The organism is Sphingomonas sp. (genome assembly GCF_032114135.1).
Taxonomy (GTDB): domain Bacteria; phylum Pseudomonadota; class Alphaproteobacteria; order Sphingomonadales; family Sphingomonadaceae; genus Sphingomonas.
Window position 1 is genome coordinate 668,281 of sequence record NZ_DAMCTA010000001.1, and the last position, 18,864, is coordinate 687,144.

An 18,864-nucleotide genomic window follows, 5' to 3' on the forward strand; every position below is an offset into this window, starting at 1 on the left:
ACTGCCTCCACAAAAATTGCCGCGCGACGCTAGCCGGATTGGCTGCGACAAGCGAGTAACAAATCAATCCGGACCGGCTTCAGCCCAGCGCGCCCAGCCGCCCCATCGCCCGGGAATAGAGCCGCGCATAGGCCGCGACCATCTCGGCCTCGTCATACAACGCCGCAACGCGCAGGCGGTTCGCATCGCCCAGCCGCTTCCGTTCGTCCGGATGCTGCGCCAGGATATCGAGCCGATCCCGCAGCGACACTTCGGTGCGCTCGGCTGAAAGATACTTGTGATTTGGCTCGGACACCATTGCCGCAATATCCCCTACCTGCGGCGCCACGATCGGCAGCCCGGCCGCCATCGCTTCCAAGATCGAGACCGGCGCCTGCTCGCTCTTCGACGACAGCGCAAAGATGTCGAACAACCCCAGATAACGATGCGGATTGGCGACGAAGCCGGGCAGGAACAGCTGATCCTCGATCGCCATCGCCTCGGCCTGATCGAGGATCGCCTGGCGCTCGGGCCCCTCGCCCAGGATCACCAGCTTGAACCGCGAGCTCATGCCGGCGACGGCCCGGACCAGCATCGGCAAATCCTTGACCGGCCGCAGCCCAGCGAGACAGCCGATGAACACCTCGCCCTTGCGGCGCTTCTCTAGCATTGGCAGCAGCGACGGATCGAGCTGGCCCGTGTAGCGCGCGGTCGGCACGCCGTTGGCAATGCGCACCAACCGTTCGGCAGGCTGTTTCCAGAATTTGATCGCGACCTGCTCGAGCTTTTCGGACGGGACTACCAGCGCGTTGGCCGCAGGCAGCGCCATCCGGCGATACATGTTGCGCACGGTGCTCAGCTTCTCCGCCTCGTCGGCGTTGAACCCGTCCTCATGGTGGATGATCGGCGGCAGCCCCTTGCCGAACACCCGTGCGGCCATCACCCCGTCGATCGCGCCCCAATTATAGGTAAGCACCAGGTCGAAGCGGCGCATGAAGCGCGCGATCTGCTCATAGCGCTTGACCGAGGGCTTGCCGGTGAGCGGCGGCGGATCGAGCGCGATCTCGTATTTGATGTGGCGGTCGATCGCCTCGCGGGCGCCAAGCTGGTCGGGCATCGCCGAGACGATGGTGTGCCGGGCACGCTCCCCGAACGCGTTCATCAGTTGCACCGCCCGCGCTTCCTTGCCGCCGAGCGCGAAGGTCGAATGAAGATGGAGGATGTGGATCGACATGGGGGCCGGGGTTTAACGGGCGATTGCGGCGGCGTCATCCGTTAGGATGCGGGTTACAACTCCTCCCCGGCACGGGGAGGAATTTATTGCACCTTCGCCAGCAGCCGCTCGATCCCGGCCACCGCTTCCGGCTCGTCGAGCGTCGGCGCATGGCCCACCCGCGGCACCGTCACCAGCTCGGCACCGGGCACCCGCGCAACCATCTTCTCCGCCGTCTCGGCGCGCAGGATGTCCGAGCGCTCCCCGCGCACCACCAGCAGCGGGCGGCCGACAAGCGCGTCGATCGTCGGCCACATGTCCGGCCCCGCCTCGTTCCCCGGCACGCGGAACGGCTCGGCGACCTTCATGTCGTAGTCGAGCACGATGCGGCCCTGGCTGTTCACCCGGTGGAGCCGCTTGGCCATCGCCAACCAGTCCTCGATGGCATAGTCCGGATAGACGTCCGCATTCGCCTCGGCGACGCCGCGCGCCGCGTGCATCCAAGTCGGGTACCAGACCTGCTTGCCGACATAGGTGCGGATCCGCGCCAGCCCAGCCGGGTTGAGCTCCGGGCCCACGTCATTGAGCACCGCGCCGGCCAGCTTGCCGCCGTCGGTCGCCGCGAGCAGCATCGTCACGATGCCGCCCAGCGAGGTGCCCACCGCGACGAACTTCTCGATCTTCAGCTCGGCGAGCAGCGCCTCAACATCCTGGAGGTAGACTAGCGGCACATAGCTCATCGGGTCCTTGGCATAGGCGCTCTCGCCCCGCCCTCGAAACTCGACGCAGAGCACCCGCCAGTCGCCCGAGAAGCGCTCTGCCAAGTCGGCGAAGTCGCGCGCGTTGCGGGTGAGGCCCGGAAAGCAGATCAGCGGCGGACGGTCGTCGCGCCCCGGATAGTCGCGATAATGCAGCCGCAGGCCGTCTTTCGACCACCAAACGCCATCGGAGTAGTTGCGCCGATCACCCATCGCGCCCCATATCGCCGCATGGCCTTCGCTCCGCAACAGGCGATCCTCGAACTCGGGGATGGCTTCTACGATCCGGTGGCGCCCGCGCGCTTCCCCCAGACGATCCTCCGCTTCCGCAACGACCGCGCCGCCGCGACCGTGGGGCTGGAGGGGCTGAGCGATGCCGAATGGCTCGCCCATTTCGCCCGGTTCGAGCCGCTCGCTGGCAGCCTGCCCCATCCGTTGGCGCTGCGCTATCACGGCCACCAGTTCCGCGTGTACAACCCCGAGATCGGCGACGGCCGCGGCTTCCTGTTCGCGCAGATGACCGACACTGCCGGGCGGTTGATGGACCTAGGCACCAAGGGATCGGGGCAGACGCCGTACAGCCGCTTCGGCGACGGGCGGCTGACGCTGAAGGGCGGCGTGCGCGAGATCCTTGCGACCGAGATGCTGGAGGCGCTGGGCGTCGAGACCAGCCGCACCTTCTCTCTGGTCGAAACCGGCGAATCGCTCCATCGCGGCGACGAGCCCTCCCCCACGCGTTCCGCGGTGCTGGTGCGGCTCAACCATGGCCATATCCGCATCGGCGTGTTTCAGCGCCTCGCCTATTTTCAGGACGTGGACGGGCTGCGGAAGCTCACCGCCTATGTGCTGCGTCACTATTTCGGAGAGGAAGACGGACCCGACGCGCCGGAACGCCTGCTCGCCCATGTCGTCGCCCGCACCGCGCGGATGGCGGGGCAGTTCATGGCCGCCGGGTTCGTTCACGGGGTGCTCAACAGCGACAATGTCAACGTCACCGGCGAGAGCTTCGACTATGGTCCCTGGCGCTTCGCCCCCAGCTGGGCGGCGAACTTCACGGCGGCCTATTTCGACCAGAACGGCCTGTACGCCTTCGGTCGCCAGCCCGAGGCGATCTATTGGGACGTGATGCAGCTCGCCATTTCGCTGCGGCTGATCGCCGAGGAAGCGCCGCTAATCGCCGCGCTCGAAGGCTTTGCCCCCGCCTATCATCGCGCGGAGGCCAGGGCCGTGCTCTGGCGCCTCGGCGTCCAGCCGCGCGATGAAGCCAGCGACCACGCGCTTACCGAAGCGGTGGAGGTGGCGCTCAACCAGAACGGCACGCTGCTCCACCGTTTCTATTTCGACGCGTTCGGCGGGACCCTGCCCGCAAGCTATGGCGTGGAATTTGCCGAGGTCCGCAGCCGCCTCGCCGACTATCGCCCGCGCAAGCCCCGCGACCATGGCCATTGGCGCGGAGAGCCGTGTTCGATGCTGATCGACGAGGTCGAATCGCTGTGGTCCGCCATCGCCGAGCGCGACGACTGGGCGCCGCTCACTGCCAAGATGGCGGCGATCCGCGAGATGGGCGAGGCTCTGGCCTAGCGCCGCGAAATCGGGCAAAGCGATCGTAACAGGGGCAACGAACCAGAAATACAGAAGGCCCATGCCGGACCAGGAACTCCTTTCGACCGAACCCGCAACCGGCGCCGTGCTCTGGCGCCACCCGATCGGGGACGCGGACACCGAAGTTGCCATCGCCCGCGCCAGCTGGGCCGCTTGGGCGGCGCGCCCGCTCGCCGTGCGGATCGAGGCGCTGCGGCGCTTCGCCAATGTCGTGCGCCAGCGCGCCGACGCCTTTACCGACCTGCTCGCCCGCGAGACCGGCAAGCCGCTATGGGAAGCGCGCACCGAGGTCGAGACGGTGATCGCCAAGGTCGACATATCGGTCACCAGCTATTCGGAGCGGACCGGCCAGCGCCGGATCGAAGCGCCGATGAACACCCGGCTCGCGCTGCGGCACAAGCCCCACGGCGTGCTGGCGGTACTCGGCCCCTATAATTTCCCGGCGCATCTGCCGAACGGCCATATCGTCCCCGCGCTGCTCGCCGGCAACGCGGTGGTGTTCAAGCCTTCGGAAAAGACGCCCGCCAGCGGCGCCTTCCTCGTCGAGTGCTTCCACGCCGCGGGCGTTCCCGAAGGCTGTATCCGCCTGCTGATCGGCGGGCCGGACCAGGGCAAGGCGCTGGCCAGCCACCCGGACATCGACGGGCTGCTGTTCACCGGCTCGGCCAATACCGGCATCGCGCTCAACCGCCAGTTCGCCGCGCGGCCCGAGAAGATCCTCGCGCTGGAAATGGGCGGCAACAACCCGATCCTCGTCTGGAATACGCCCGATCTCTATTCGGCCGCGGTGCTGGTGGTGCAGTCCGCCTTCACCACCGCCGGCCAGCGCTGCACCGCCGCGCGCCGGCTGATTGTCGACGAAAAGCTGTTCGAGCCGCTGATGGCGGAGCTCAACAAGCTGATCGGGCGCCTGATCATCGGCGAGCCCCATGCCGATCCCCAGCCCTTCATGGGCCCGGTGATCGACAACAACACCGCCGACATGCTGACCGAGAGCTTCCTCACGCTCTCCACCATGGGGGGCCGTCCGCTGCGCCACATGGAGCGGCTGATCGAGAACCGCCCCTTCCTCACCCCCGGCGTGGTCGACATGACCGAGGCGCGCGAGAAGGTGGATGTCGAGTTGTTCGGCCCGATCCTCCAGGTGTTCCGCAAGACGAGCTTCGAGGACGCGATCGCCGAGGCTAACGACACCCGTTATGGTCTCTCCGCCAGCTTGGTGAGCCAGGACCCGCGGCTCTACGACCAGTTCTGGGCGAATATCCGCGCGGGCATCGTCAACTGGAACAAGCCGACCAACGGTGCCTCCTCGGCGGCGCCGTTCGGCGGCGTCGGCTGGTCGGGCAACCATCGGCCCAGCGCCTATTATGCGGCGGACTATTGCGCCTATCCAGTCGTTTCCTCGGAATCCGAGCAGGCGCGCGCGGCGATGGGCGTGGGGCTGCGCGACGCCTGAGCCACTGCGTTAGGCTTTTAGCAACCCTGCCGCTTAACCGCGGTTTCAGGGCCCGGCGTGCAGGATGTCGCCCTTGGGACGGAACGACAGCATGGATTCGGGGCGCACGTCCGCGACGATCTTCAGCCTGACGCACGACCTGCCCGCACCGCGCGCGCCCAGCGCCGCGGCGGCGGACGGGCTCGATGCAGGCCAACTCGCCTGGGGTGGCGAACTGCTCGACTGCGGCATCCACTGGATCGGCCGGGCGGGCGCGCGGCTGCGCGTCGAGGTGGAGTTGGCCGAGGCGATGCCGATCCGGCTGCACCTAGGGTCCGCCGAGCCGCTGATCGGGCGCACGCTCTGGTCCGACGGCAGCGAGGCGGGGCTCGCCTTCGACGCGCCGGTGGACGTGCTGGGGATGGTCGCGCGCAACCTCGCCCGCGCCACCGCCGAGCGTCGCCGCCTGCCCCGCATCGAGCTGCGCCACACCGTCGGCGTGTATCGCGGCGACGAGGTCGAGCAGCTGCGCACCCGCGACATTTCGCAAGGCGGTGTCGGCGTCGAGGCACGGGGGCTCGCCGTCGATGAGGCGGTGCAGCTGACCTTCGACGGGCTGCGTCCACTGGAGGGCATTGTCCGCTGGATCGCGGGCGAGACCGCCGGAATCGTCTTCACCGAAGAGCTTGGCTGGCAGACCCTGTTCCCCTGGCTGCGCGGCATCCAGCAGGCGCCTGCGCCCCAGGCCGGCGGGAGCGATGCCGACGGGTTGCTGCAGGACAAGCTGGCGCTCCGCCTCGACCTCCCCGGGCGCGTGCGCGAGGGCGTGGGCTGGTGGAATTGCCGGATCCACGCGCTCACCGCGCAGCAGGTGGAATTCGAGGCGCGACAGGCCTTCGCGCCCGGAGCATCGATCTGGGTGGCGCTGCCCGAGATCGGCGGCGGCCCAGCGCGAGTAGTGCGGGCGCGGCAGGGCCGGACGCTCGCCGAATTCCGCATGCCGCTGCGCGACATCGACCTGCGCCTGCTCACCGCGAGCCGCCGCACCGGCTGAAGCCGCTTGCATCACCGCGCGCCCGCGCCCAATCGGGCGGCATGGCACTTCTTCCCATCGCCGAGGCCCAGGCGCGGCTGCTCGCGCTCGCCGGCTCCACCCCCGTCGAGACGGTCCCGCTCGCGGAAGCTATCGGCCGCTGGGCCGCCGAGCCGGTGGTCGCCCGCCGCACCCAGCCGGAAACCGACCTCTCCGCGATGGACGGCTATGCGATCCGCTTCGCCGACCTGCCCGGACCTTGGGCCGTGATCGGTGAAAGCGCGGCGGGCTCGGGCTTCGCGGGCACGGTTGCGCCCGGAGAAGCGGTGCGGATCTTCACCGGCGCGCCGATGCCCGCGGGCGCGGACACGGTGCTCGTCCAGGAAGAGGCCGCGCGCGACGGCGATCAGCTAAGTCTCGCTGGCGAAGGCCCGCCCTATCTCGGCCGCAACACCCGCCGCCGGGGGCTCGACTTCGCAGAGGGCGACGCGCTGATCGCGGCGGGCGAGCAGCTCACCCCCGCCCGGATCGCGCTGGCGGCAATCGGCGGCCATGCGGCGCTGCCCGTCCGTCGCAAGGTCCGCGTCGCGATTGCCGCGACCGGCGACGAACTGGTGGCACCGGGTACGCCAGTCGGCCCCGCCCAGCTGCCCGAATCGAACCGCACCATGCTCGCCGCGCAGCTCGCCGATCTGCCGGTCGAGATCGTCGATCTCGGCATCCTGCCCGACGATCTCGGCGCCCTCACCCATGCCTTCGCGACCGTCGAGGCGGACCTGCTGATCACCAGCGGTGGCGCATCGGTGGGCGATCACGACCTCGTCCGACCCGCGCTGGAAGCCGCTGGCGCGACGATCGATTTCTGGCGGATCGCGCTGCGCCCGGGCAAGCCGATGATGGCCGGCATACGCGGCGACATGGTCGTGCTGGGCCTGCCGGGCAATCCGGTGTCGGTGTTCGTCACCGCTTTGCTCTTCGCCAAGCCCTTGATCGCGCATCGTTCCGGGGCGGCCGATCCGTTCCCGCGGGGTCGCACGGCGATCCTCGGCGAGCCGCTGCCGGCCAATGGCCCGCGCACCGACTACCTCCGCGCTGCGCTGATCGACGGGCGCGTCCATGCCTCGGCGATCCAGGACAGCTCGATGCTCCGCACCCTCGCCCGCAGCACCTGTCTGATCGTGCGTCCGCCCCATGCGCCAGCCACAAATAGCTCCGACTCGGTGGAAATCCTCGACATCGCTTGACAGCGCCTCGGAACATTGCATAAACGTTCCCAGTCTGTTCTGGACCCCGGAGGATTGGATGCTCACGCGCAAGCAGCACGAGCTGATCTGCTTCATTTCCGACCGTCTTGCCGAGACGGGCGTATCGCCCTCGTTCGAGGAAATGAAGGAGGCGCTCGATCTCAAGTCGAAATCGGGCGTGCACCGCCTGATTAGCGCGCTGGAGGAACGCGAGTTCATCCGCCGCCTGCCCAACCGCGCCCGCGCGCTGGAGGTGCTGCGCATGCCCGAGCGCGGCGAGCGCAAGTCGGTCGCCAAAGCTGCGAAGCCGGCGGCGGCCGTGGCTGCGACGACGCCCGCCACGCGGCCAGCCCCCGCGAATGATGTGGTCGAGATCCCGCTGCACGGACGCATCGCGGCCGGTACGCCGATCGAGGCGCTCGAGGGCTCGGCGATGTTGCCGGTGCCGGCTGCCCTGCTCGGCGCTGGCGAGCATTATGCCCTTGAGGTCGCCGGGGACTCGATGGTCGAAGCCGGCATCCTCGACGGCGACTATGCGCTGATCCGCCGCACCGAAACCGCGCGCGACGGCGAGATCGTCGTCGCGCTGATCGACGACGCCGAGGCGACGCTCAAGTATTTCCGCAAGGAAGGCGTGATGGTCCGGCTCGATCCTGCCAATCGCGACTATACACCTCAGCGCTACCGCTCCGACCAGATACGGGTGCAAGGGCGTTTGGCGGGGCTGTTGCGGCGCTATTGATCGCATCTTTGTAGAGCCGGTGAATCCGATCGGGAGTTGCCGGCTCCCTGCATATCCCCAAATAGTAGTTCCGACGTCGGGTCGATCTGCGACGTAGTCGTCTTCCTAATACCCTGTTCTTGTGCGATGCTCGACCGGCTAGATGCTATGGAGAGCGGACAATGCGCGTATCTGTGCTGGCACTGATGATAGGGGCATTGTTGCCCGTTGCGGCAACGGCGCAGCAAGCAGCGGGGCCGCTGACTGAGCCCGCGCGTCCGCAGGCATCACCCACGACGGCCGCAAGCCCGGCTTCCGATCCGATCATCGTCACGGGGCGGCCGCTACCCTCCAAGCAACAAATTCGCGCGATCACGCGGTCGATGTCGCCGGCCACGCCGTCCACGGACCCGCTGGCACGTTTTCACAATGCGGTTTGCCTTGCCAGCATCGGTCTTGATCGACCCACGCTGGAGAGGATCGGCGAGAGATTTGCGGAGGATGCGGAGCAGGCCGGGCTGAGGCTAGCGGGCGATCACTGCAAACCGAATATCATCCTGTTCTTCGTCGATGGCGTGAGCACCGAAATCAATGCGCTCGTGAAGCGAAAATGGTGGATTTTTGGCGACCGAAATCCGGCAGAGATTCGAATGATCACGCATGAGCGGGGTCCGGTGCGGGCATGGAGCGACAGCGAGACGCGTGCGCGCGACGGCGAGCGCATCGACATCGAGGGGTTTCTCCGCGTGGCCACCGCGTCCCGGGTAAACGCACCCATTCGGAAGGACACGCTGGCGGCCATCGTAATGATCGAACGATCGGCGGTGGTCGGCAAAACGACGCACCAGATCGCCGATTACGTGGCGATGCGCGCGCTCGCCGGAGCGCGTCCTCCGAAAAATGACGATCAGGAAACGATCCTGGGCCTGTTCGCCGAAAACCCGCAAGGGGTTGCCGCTGAAATGACGTCCCTCGACCGTGGATATCTCCGCGGCCTATACGCCGCGCAGGCCAACGCGTTCGCCTGGAGCACGCAAGGGCAAATCGTCCGCACGATCCTCAAAGCCAAGGACTCGGAGATCAGGCAGGCACAAAGGCCGTAGCAATCGGCCGCGTCACGGGCGATGCGCAGCCTTCAGATCCGCCTCGAACGCCTTCTGCGCGATGTCGACGCGACGGCCCAGTTCGCCCGGGTCGACGAATGCCTCGTCGTTCCCCGCCACCTGCCTGGCGCGCTTGGCGGCGAGGTCAAACTGTTCGGCGTGGAAGCTGAGGAACACGTCGGCCTGGGTAGCGCGCAGCTTGGCGAAGGTGGCGCGGAAATCGGCGGGGGCGGCGTCATAGCCATGGCCGGGCGTCAGCGGCTGGTCGGCGACGCTGAGGCTGCAGGCGAACAGCACGGTCAGGCTGTCGCCGCCCGCGGGGACCTGCATCGTGAAGCTGGTGCAGCCCTTGGTGTGCCCCGGCGTCAGATGCGCGACCAGCGTGTTGGTGCCGAGGTGGATTTCCTCGCCGTCCTTCAACTGCCCGTCGACCTTCACCGGCGGCGCGGTGAAGCGGATATCGGGACGATAGTCCGATTTGCCCGCCTCCAGCGCGGGGGTGTCAGCCGCGCTGGCCAGCAGCCGGGCGCCGGTGCGGCGCTTAAGCTCGGCCAAGCCGCCTTCGTGGTCCCAATGCGCGTGGTTGATCAGCAGGATCTTCACGTCGCCGAGCCTGAAGCCCAGCTTCTCGATGTTGGCGGAGATCAGCGGCGCGCTTTCGGGCATGCCGCCGTCGATCAGGATATGCCCCTGCGGGCTCGTGATCAGATAGGCCGAAATCCCCGCGGTGCCGACATAGTGGACATTGCCGAGGATCCGGAACGGCGCCATGGGCTGGTTCCAGTCGGCGCGGGTCTTGGCCCAGTCGGTGCTCTGCGCCAGCGCCGGGGATGCGAGGCCAAGTGCCGAGGCCGCAAGCAGAATCCGGATCATCGTCGATTTCCCTTCGCGGCGCTGAATGGAGGCTGGACGGTGGGCGGGTCAAGCCATGGCTGGTGCGCGGTCGTGCGGACGGTGCGCACCGTCGCGCCCTTAAGGGTCACCGCGACCCCGCCGGTAGAATCGAGTACCCCCCGATCGAGCCGCAGCCAGCGGGGCTCGCAGGCGCGAGGCAGCCGCCTTTCGCTCACCACGATGTCGCTCGACGCGCACACCGCGACAAGTTCGCGCCACGCGACCGGATAGACGCTGCGGGTCGCCGCGATCCGCCAGCGTCGGCCGCCCTGCACCACTTCGGCCACGCACAGATCCAGGCTGCATCGCGCATCGGACCGGTCGGCAAGTACCGTCAGCGCATCGGCCTCGACCCCGCCATTCTCCCCCAGCACTTGCCGGGTGAAGTCGCCGGCACGGTCGCGCAGCAATGCAAGACTGCCGTCTGCCATGCGCAGCGCGACGTGCCGCCCGTCGCCTGTCACCAGCAAATCCGGCGCGGGCGTCGCCAGCGCCCATAGTCCGCCGATGCAGAGCGGCACGAGGCCCGCGATCCGCACCGGCGTACGCCACAGGCCCAACCACAACCCTCCCAGAACCATGGAGGCAAAGGCGCCGGCGGGCATCACCGGCAACGCCGCTACCGAACCGGGTGCACTGGCGACGGCGTGGGCTATCCATAGCAACAAGGCCATCGCCTTGTCGGTCAGCCACCAAAAGGGCGTGCCTGCACCGATGAGATCACCCAGCAGCGCGATCGCTTCGAGCGGCATCACCACGAAGGTGGTCAGCGGGATCGCGACGATATTGGCGACCGCGCCGTAGACTCCGCCCTTGTGGAAATGGAACAGCCCGATCGGCATCAGCGCCATCTCGACCAGGATGCCGGTGAGCAGCAGCGAGCCCGCCTCGCGCGCGATGCGCCGCGCCAACCCCTCTTCGCGTGCCTCGAACCAGCGCCGCATGCGCGGGCTTTCGTGCAGCGCGATGATCGCCGCAACGGCGGTAAAGCTCAGCTGAAAGCTGGGACCCGCCAGCGACTCGGGCCATAGCAGAAGCACCACCATCGCCCCGGCAGCGACCAGCCGCAGCGTCAGGGCCTCGCGCCCGAGGCTCAGCGCCACCAGCACCAGCAGCGCGGCGACGCAGGAACGGATCGTCGGCACCTGCCCGCCGGTCAGCCACGTATAGCCGATCGCCGCCAGTGCCCCCGCTCCTGCGGCCACCAGGGGCAGCCGCACATGCAGCGCCAGCCACGGGCTCAGTGCGAGCAGGCGCAGCACCAGCAGCATCGTCGCACCGGTGACGGCCGTGACATGCAGGCCGCTCACCGACAGGAGATGCGCAAGGCCGGCGCGGCGCATTGCCTCGCTATCGTCCTCGGAGATCGCGCCCTCGTCGCCGGTGGCGAGCGCGCTGGCGATGCCGCCCGCACTACCCGGCATCCGCGCCTCGATATGCGCAGACAGCAGGGCGCGCAGATCCTGCGCGGCGTCGGACGGCAGATGGCGCAGCGTTACCGGGTCCAGCGCCTTGCCGGTGGCGCCGATCCCGTCGAACCAGGCGACGCGCCGGAAGTCATAGGCGCCAGGCACCGACGGTCCCGGGGGCGGTACCAGTCGCGCGCGCAGCGATATCAGTGCCCCTGGCCCGAGTCCCGGCGGCACGACGACGGCGTCGACATTCACCCGCAGCCGCGGCGGCAGATCGGCGCGGCGCACCGGCGCAAGGACCAGCCGCACCAGGCCGCGCGCCGGCCGCGACTCGACACGCAGCACGGTCGCGTCAAACTGCGCCACCTGCGGTCGGGCAAGCACCGGCGCCGCCAGATGCTCCGCCCGCCACCAGATCGCGCCGCATCCGACGGCAACCAGCAGGCCGCCCATGAACAGTGCCCGCCCGCTCCGGCCCGGAATGACCGCGCCGCCTCCCGCCACCGCCAGCGCGACGGCGACGAACCCGACCCATTGCCGCGGCCCGTCCAGCAGGAACCACCCGCTGATTCCCGCACCGAATGCGATCGGCAACCAGAGCGGCAACTGTCCGCGCTCGGCCTCCAGCCAGCGTTCCAACCTTTCCCAGGACCAGGACGGCCCATTGGGGAATCGCCAGCCAGGGCCGAGATGAAGGCCCGTAACGCCCCTGTGCGGAGCCACTGCGGCTGGACTGGCCATGGAACGACAGATTGCGAGTGTTGTGACGTCGGCGCAACAGAAGAAACGACGTAAAAGTTCGTTCTGCGTCCATGGTCTGCAAGGAAGCTTACTGTCACACCGAATCGGCTCCCCAGTGTATTTTTATATAACCTATTTGGTTACTCGACGATGTTTGGTGCGGGTATGTCGGGGTGTCCGCGCTGGACGGTAGCGCCCGGGCCACTTCCGCGCCCGACTCGATTGACGGCTCTCGCACCGCAACATCAAAGATTCCGCATGTTCCAAGAGCTATTGCGCCCCCGCCGAAACATTTTCCGCAGCGCCTTTTCGCAGCTGCGCACTCGAATTGGACGAAGCGCCAGCCACTCTGCTAGAGGCAGGCCGCGCCCCCGCCGCCCCTGGTTGCACGCCGCGCTTGACGGATTGGTAACGTGGGATACGGAGGCGCTCGAAGCGGCGGTACGCACCGTCGCGGACGAAGCGGGTGAGAAGCCCGGCGACAGGGCATCGCCGCTGCGTGCGGTGTTAACCGGCCGCCGACCTCTTTCGGCTATCTCCGGCGCCCAGGCGACGCCGGGAACCGAAGGGCACCTCCCCCGCTTCGCAGATCAGATGCGTACACCCGCCTGAAAACGGGTCGAAGGAAAGGACGACTACATGAGCGATACCGCCAAACTGCATGTTGCGGGGAAAGACGTCGAATATCCCGTCCTCAAGGGCAGCACCGGCCCGGACGTCGTCGATATCCGCAAGCTCTATGCGCAGACCGGGGCCTTCACCTACGATCCGGGTTTCACCTCGACCGCGAGCTGCGAGTCGGGCCTGACCTTCATCGATGGCGACGAGGGCGTGCTGCTCCACCGCGGCTACCCGATCGGCCAGCTCGCCGAGAATTCGAGCTTCATGGAAGTCTCGTACCTGCTGCTCAACGGCGAACTGCCGACGCAGGACGAGCTGACCAAGTTCGAGAGCACGATCACCCGCCACACCATGCTGCACGAGCAGCTGGCGACCTTCTATCGCGGCTTCCGTCGCGACGCGCACCCGATGGCGGTGATGTGCGGCGTCGTCGGCGCGCTTTCGGCCTTCTATCACGACTCGACCGACATCACCGATCCGCAGCAGCGCATGATCGCGTCGCACCGCCTGATCGCCAAGATGCCGACGATCGCGGCGATGGCGTACAAGTACAGCGTCGGCCAGCCGTTCCTCTACCCGAAGAACGACCTGAGCTATACCGGCAACTTCCTGCGCATGACGTTCGGCGTCCCGGCCGAGGAATATGAAGTGAATCCGGTGGTGGAGAAGGCGCTCGACCGCATCTTCATCCTCCACGCCGATCACGAGCAGAACGCATCGACCTCGACCGTGCGTCTCGCCGGTTCGTCGGGCGCGAATCCGTTCGCCTGCATCGCGGCCGGCATCGCCTGCCTGTGGGGCCCGGCGCATGGCGGCGCCAACGAAGCCGCGCTCAACATGCTGCAGGAAATCGGCCGTCCGGAGCGCATCCCCGAGTTCATCGCCCGCGCGAAGGACAAGAACGATCCGTTCCGCCTGATGGGCTTCGGCCACCGCGTATACAAGAACTACGATCCGCGCGCGACCGTGATGCAGAAGACCGTGCGAGAAGTGTTTGCCGCGCTCAACGTTTCGGACCCCGTGTTCGAAGTCGCACTGCAGCTTGAGGAAATGGCGCTCAAGGACGATTATTTCGTCGAGAAGAAGCTGTTCCCGAATGTTGACTTCTATTCGGGCGTGATCCTGTCGGCGATCGGCTTCCCGACGACGATGTTCACCGCACTGTTTGCGCTGGCCCGCACCGTCGGCTGGGTGGCGCAGTGGAACGAGATGATCTCGGATCCCGAGCAGAAGATCGGCCGCCCGCGCCAGCTCTACACCGGCCCGACGCAGCGCGACTACGTGCCCGTCAGCCAGCGCTGAGCCCGGCCCCCGGGGCTTCGGCCCCGGCAGCTGAACAAAAAAACGGCGCCCCGCTCTCGCGGTGGCGCCGTTTTCTTTTGGACGTTGGCAAAGCCTCAGCCCGCGGCCTGCCGCTCCACCAGCCGTAGCGGCGGACGCGGGGCGAGCCCGAACATCCGCAGCGCCGTCCCGGCGACGAAGCGCGGGAATTCGCGGCGCTCGACCGGGGCATCCAGCCCCTCGGCCTGCAGCGCCCACAGCCGCTGAAACGCACCGTTCGCGCGCAGCAGCGACAACGGCGCACCGTCCTCGACGATGCGGCCATGCTCAACCACGATCACCCGGTCGAACCCGACCACCGTCGACAGGCGATGCGCAACCGCCAGCACCGTGCGGTGCGCCATCAGCGCATCGAGCGCCTGCTGGACCTCGATCTCCGATCCGGTGTCGAGCGCCGAGGTCGCCTCGTCGAGCAGCACGATCGGCGCCTTGCTCAGGAACGCGCGGGCGATGCCGATGCGCTGGCGCTGGCCGCCGGACAGATTGGTCCCACGCTCGCCGACAATCGTATCATAGCCCTTGGGCAGCAGCGCGATGAAGCCCGTGCAATGCGCCGCCTCGGCCGCGGCACGCACCTCGGCATCGGTGGCGTCGGGGCGCGCGAAGCGGATATTCTCGAGGATCGAGCGGTGGAACAGCAGCACTTCCTGCGGCACCACCGCGACGGCCTGGTGCAGGCTGTCCTGCGTCACCCGGTCGATCGGCTGGCCATCGATCAGCACCCGGCCCGACTGCGGATCGTGCAGGCGCTGGACGAGCTGGAGGATCGTCGACTTGCCGGCACCCGAGGGGCCGACGATGCCGATCTTCTGACCGGGCGCGACCTCCAGCGAGAGGTCGTGCAGCACGGGGCGGCCGGGATGATGGCCGAAGGTGAGGCCTTCGATGCGCACTTCGCCCTCCGTCGCGCGCAGCGGCACGGCGTCGGGGGCGTCTTCCAGTGCGTGCGGGGCGCCGACGATCTCCAGCGTCTCGCGCAGATAGCTGAACTGCTGGCTGGTATCGATCAGCGCCATGGCGAGATCACGCGAGCCGTTGAGCATGCGGAAGGTCATCGCGCTGACGACGACGACGTCGCCCGCGGTAATCCCACCCGCGATCCAGCGCTCGACCGCCCAGACCAGCGCGCCGCCGACCAGGATCACCAGCGCGACGTCATGCAGCACGCGGATGCGCTCGACGAACATCCAGCCGCGCTTCTGCGCCGCCGCTTCGGTCTGGAAGAAGCCGGCGAGCCGCTCGGACTCGCGGCGGCGTGCACCGAACGACTTGATCGCGGCGATGTTGCCGACCAGGTCGACCAGCTCGCCGCCGCTCTCGCTGGCGGCACGGGCAAACGCCTTGTGGTACTTGTCGCCGCGCATGCCGAGGAAGACCAGGCCGGTGCTTGCCGCGACGAAGATGCCGGTGATCGCCACCGCCATGCGCCAGTCGATCGCGAGGAAGATCAGCAACGCGCCGCCGAACGCGATCAGCGGGGGCGTGATCTCCATCAGGATGCGGTGGGTGAGCGCCTGGAACGAGCCCGTCAGCGCGCCGACGCGGTGGCCCAGCGAGCCGCCGCGCTGGTTCTGAAAGAACCCGATATGATGGCCGGTCAGATAGTGGAACATGTCGAGCCGGATGCGCACCCCGCTCGCCACGGTGATGTTGCACAACAACATCGCCGCGCCGCGGACCAGCCCGTTCTCGAGTGCCACCAGGCCCACAAATGCCCCGAGCGCGACATATACCGCCGCGTGCGAGGGCGCCGCGACCGTCATCGAATCGATCAGCAGCTTCATCGCGTATTGTACGCCCACCGCGCTGGAGGCGCCGCCCACCACGAGCAGCGCAAGCAGCGCGAAGGCCAGCGGCCGTCGCGTGACATAGTGGAGCAGGAACCGAGCCGGGCTCTTCAGAAACGGCATGTCGTTCCCCTTCGGGTTTTTCGGGCGCTGCAATGCAACAATCATGCGAGCGAAAAGACCCATCGGGCCATGAACCCTGGGTGAACTTTGCGACAGTTGCGGTTGAACAGTGAAATGGAAGCGACGAAATGCGGCAGAATCTGGGCAGCCTCTGCCCGAATCAACGCTCCTGAATCGCTGCCACCGCCCCGCCGGTCGCCGCGAGATTGAGCGTCAGCGGCGCGTCGCGCGATACGCGCTTGGTCTCCACCTGCACTGCATCGGGGGCAGCGCCGTCTCTCCAGATCCGCGCCTCGGCCCCACGCGCGCCCAGAAAATCCAGCGGCACGGAGACGGTCCGCGCCTTCTCGTCGTTCATCGCGCCGAGATACCAGCTCTTTCCCTTGCGGCGGGCCAGAACGATGTACGCGCCCGTCTCTCCCGCGAGGAAGCGCGTTTCGTCCCAGCTAGTCGGCACTTGGCGAATGAAGTCGAAGCCCGCGGGGCTCGCGGCATAGGTGTCCGGGCTGTCCGCCACCGCCTGCAGCGGCGATAGGAAGACGACATACATCGCCAGCCCATGCGCCCGGGTCGACTGCACCATTGGCAGGTCTCCGCGCATCCGGAAATCGGCCGGCGCCACGTTGCGGAAGCCGCCGGGGGTATAGTCCATCGGCCCCAGCAGCCCGCGGGTATAGGCGAGCATCACGTCGTTGCCCGCGGTCGCGCGGCTACTCCACTTGTTGTACTCGGCCCCCATCACGCCTTCTTGGGTGACGAAATTGGGCCAAGTGCGGGTGAGCCCGCGCGGCGCGAAGGCACCGTGCAGGTCGACCATCAGATGGTGCCGCGCCGCGGCCCCCAGCAGCTTCTGGTACCAGTTCACCATCCACTGGTCGTCGCGTTCGATGAAGTCGATCTTGATGCCGGCGACGCCCAGCTTCTCGTAGAGCGCGAGCGCATCCTCCATCTGCTCGTCGAGCGCCTGCCAGTGCGCCCAGAGGCACAGCCGCACCTTCTTGGCGCGGGCATAGTCGGCGACTTCCTGGAGGTTGATCGCGTCGGCCCATTTGGTGATGTCGACGCCCGGCCGCCGCACCCCGCCGCCGCCCGCGCCGGCATACCAGCCCTCGTCGATCATCGTGTAGGGCATGCCGTTCGCCGCGGCGAAATCGATGAACGCCTTTGCCACCGCCGTCGTGGTGCGCTGGCCGGGGAGCTTGGCAATGGAGGGGCCGCTCCACCAGTCCCAGCTGCTGAGGCCCGGCTGGATCCAGCTGGTGTCCTCGATCCGACTCGGGGTGGAAAGGCTGGTGAGCAGCGTCGATTCCTGCAGCGCGCCGAGCCGGTCGGCGAGCATCACCACGCGCCACGGCGTCACGATGGGGCTGCCGATGCGAGTGTGCACCGCTATGCGCGGATCGTCGAGCGAGGGCGACAGCTTCACCTGCAGCCCCGGCCCGCCATCGCCGCGCCCGGTGAGGTACATCGCGGCGAAATCGATTAGGTCCGCCTCGGCGATAGCGAAGGCACCCTTCCCCGTCTCGCAGGCGAAGGGCACGTCGAAGAGGTTGTGGTCGCGGAGGCGCGTGGTGTCGACGGGATCGAACTCGCCCTCGTGGCTCGATCCGAACCGCCCGACGTTGAAGCCCCAGCATTTCCAGGGCTGCGGGAAATAGAAGCCAGTGCGTTCGTAGCGCACCACCGCCGCGGCGGTCGCGGGCTGCACCGGCACGAGCATGCGGAAGGCGATGCCGTCGTCATAGGCGCGGAGTATGATATCCATCCGCCGCTTGGCGCCGCCGCGCTCCTGCAGGTGGACGATCCGCTGGTTGTAGCGGTCGCGCCCCTCGGCGGCCTTGCCGAGCACGATCTTGTAGCGCGTGTCGGCGCTGCTCGCCTCGCTGCCGGTCACGGCCATGCCCCAGCCGAGCATGTCGCGATCGAGGTCGAGCGCGATCGGCGCGGGTGCGAGGACCAGCTCGCCGCGCCGCTGCACCGTGTAGTTGGGCACGCCCTGCCGATCGAGCGCCACCACCACGCGGTTCGCGCCGTCCGGAGATACCACCTCCAGCGTCTGCCCGGCGGCCGGCGCCGCGATCAGCAGCGCCGCCGTGCCGAGCAGGCGCTTCACGCGCGGCGCGCCTTCAGGATCGGCTCGATCACCGTCGCCATCGCGTCATATCCGGCTTCGGTGGGGTGGACGCCGTCCGAGGCGAGGCCCAGCTTCATCGCGCCCTTCGCGTCCGCCAGCACCGGGGTGTAGTCGACCCAGGTCAGCCGCTCGGCCTTGGCATAGTCCCGCAGCCAGGCGTTCATCTCGCGAATCGGCCCGAGCACGTCGAGCCCCGGCCGCCAGGGAAAATGGTCCGACGGCGGCACCGAGGCGAGGATTACGCCGATGCCGTTCGCCTTGGCGATCTGCGTCATCATGCGGAAATTGTCGTAGCTCTGCGCGCGCGTCATCTTGCCGGTATTGCCGGCTATGTCGTTGGTGCCCGCCATGATGTGGACGAAGCGCGGCTTGAGGTGGACGACGTCCGCCATCATCCGCAGCACCATCTGCGGCGTCGTCTGGCCGCTGATGCCGCGTCCCACGCGACCCGGCGAGAAGAAGCCCGGCCGCTTGCCCTTCCAGCCTTCGGTGATCGAATCGCCCATGAAGACGATGCTGACCTTCTCGCCGCTCGCGAGGATGCGGGCATTGTCGGCGACGTAGCGGCTGAGTTCGGGAAAATCCTCATGCAACAGGCGCTCCTTGCGTTGCTCATAGCTTTCCTGCGTCTGCGCGCGGGCGACGAGGGGCAGCGCAAGTGCGCCGGCGAGCAGCGAACGGCGGCGGAGGGACATCCCGATTCTCCTGGAAACAGCGTAGGTC

General features: G+C 67.8%; 15 protein-coding genes. 8 read left to right on the top strand and 7 right to left on the bottom strand.

The genetic code is table 11. The features are described 5' to 3' along the window. Positions 1-79: 79 nt before the first annotated feature. Both RT655_RS03225 and RT655_RS03230 read right to left on the bottom strand, forming a co-directional pair. Entirely contained in the window at positions 80-1,213 is a 1,134-nt protein-coding gene (locus RT655_RS03225) for a glycosyltransferase (RefSeq protein ID WP_313534948.1), read from the bottom strand. Between the two features lie 83 nt (positions 1,214-1,296). Then, positions 1,297-2,163, bottom strand: coding sequence for an alpha/beta hydrolase (locus tag RT655_RS03230; protein ID WP_313534950.1), 867 nt, complete (start codon positions 2,161-2,163; stop codon positions 1,297-1,299). An 18-nt stretch (positions 2,164-2,181) separates the two neighbouring features. On the opposite strand from RT655_RS03230, the gene RT655_RS03235 reads away from it, so the two are divergent. The 6 genes from RT655_RS03235 (at position 2,182) to RT655_RS03260 (ending at position 9,088) form a co-directional block, all read left to right on the top strand. Then, positions 2,182-3,531 carry a protein adenylyltransferase SelO family protein gene (locus RT655_RS03235; protein ID WP_313534951.1) on the top strand — a complete coding sequence of 450 codons (1,350 nt, stop codon included), beginning with the start codon at positions 2,182-2,184 and terminating at the stop codon, positions 3,529-3,531. Between the two features lie 61 nt (positions 3,532-3,592). After that, complete coding sequence (gene astD / locus RT655_RS03240) at positions 3,593-5,008, top strand: succinylglutamate-semialdehyde dehydrogenase (RefSeq protein ID WP_313534952.1); 1,416 nt, start codon at positions 3,593-3,595, stop codon at positions 5,006-5,008. 91 nt (positions 5,009-5,099) lie between these two features. Continuing rightward, positions 5,100-6,041, top strand: a complete 942-nt coding sequence (locus RT655_RS03245) for a PilZ domain-containing protein (protein ID WP_313534953.1) — start codon at positions 5,100-5,102, stop codon at positions 6,039-6,041. 41 nt (positions 6,042-6,082) lie between these two features. Continuing rightward, positions 6,083-7,264 carry a molybdopterin molybdotransferase MoeA gene (locus RT655_RS03250; protein WP_313534954.1) on the top strand — a complete coding sequence of 394 codons (1,182 nt, stop codon included), beginning with the start codon at positions 6,083-6,085 and terminating at the stop codon, positions 7,262-7,264. Positions 7,265-7,322: 58 nt separating this feature from the next. Continuing rightward, positions 7,323-8,006, top strand: a complete 684-nt coding sequence (gene lexA / locus RT655_RS03255; RefSeq protein ID WP_313534955.1) for a transcriptional repressor LexA — start codon at positions 7,323-7,325, stop codon at positions 8,004-8,006. A gap of 161 nt (positions 8,007-8,167) precedes the next feature. Next, complete coding sequence (locus RT655_RS03260) at positions 8,168-9,088, top strand: hypothetical protein (RefSeq protein ID WP_313534956.1); 921 nt, start codon at positions 8,168-8,170, stop codon at positions 9,086-9,088. Between the two features lie 12 nt (positions 9,089-9,100). Here RT655_RS03260 and bla read toward each other — a convergent pair whose 3' ends face one another. Next, a complete protein-coding gene (bla, locus tag RT655_RS03265; RefSeq protein WP_313534957.1) occupies positions 9,101-9,961 on the bottom strand; it encodes a subclass B3 metallo-beta-lactamase in 861 nt (286 codons plus the stop codon). Beyond that, positions 9,958-12,033, bottom strand: coding sequence for a ComEC/Rec2 family competence protein (locus RT655_RS03270; protein WP_313534958.1), 2,076 nt, complete (start codon positions 12,031-12,033; stop codon positions 9,958-9,960). Before RT655_RS03270 ends, bla begins: the two co-directional genes overlap by 4 nt. A gap of 360 nt (positions 12,034-12,393) precedes the next feature. Here RT655_RS03270 and RT655_RS03275 point away from each other — a divergent pair, with 360 nt between their 5' ends. After that, the gene (locus RT655_RS03275; protein ID WP_313534959.1) at positions 12,394-12,747 is read left to right on the top strand and encodes a hypothetical protein; all 354 of its coding nucleotides are present in this window, start codon (positions 12,394-12,396) and stop codon (positions 12,745-12,747) included. 27 nt (positions 12,748-12,774) lie between these two features. Further along, on the top strand, positions 12,775-14,058 hold the full coding sequence (locus tag RT655_RS03280; protein ID WP_313534960.1) for a citrate synthase: 1,284 nt from the start codon (positions 12,775-12,777) through the stop codon (positions 14,056-14,058). A 95-nt stretch (positions 14,059-14,153) separates the two neighbouring features. Here RT655_RS03280 and RT655_RS03285 read toward each other — a convergent pair whose 3' ends face one another. The 3 genes from RT655_RS03285 to RT655_RS03295 form a co-directional block, all read right to left on the bottom strand. Next, positions 14,154-16,007 carry an ABC transporter ATP-binding protein gene (locus RT655_RS03285; RefSeq protein WP_313534961.1) on the bottom strand — a complete coding sequence of 618 codons (1,854 nt, stop codon included), beginning with the start codon at positions 16,005-16,007 and terminating at the stop codon, positions 14,154-14,156. 160 nt (positions 16,008-16,167) lie between these two features. Beyond that, a complete protein-coding gene (locus tag RT655_RS03290; RefSeq protein WP_313534962.1) occupies positions 16,168-18,120 on the bottom strand; it encodes a glycoside hydrolase family 97 protein in 1,953 nt (650 codons plus the stop codon). Beyond that, a complete protein-coding gene (locus RT655_RS03295; protein ID WP_313534964.1) occupies positions 18,117-18,836 on the bottom strand; it encodes a GDSL-type esterase/lipase family protein in 720 nt (239 codons plus the stop codon). Before RT655_RS03295 ends, RT655_RS03290 begins: the two co-directional genes overlap by 4 nt. Positions 18,837-18,864: the final 28 nt, after the last annotated feature.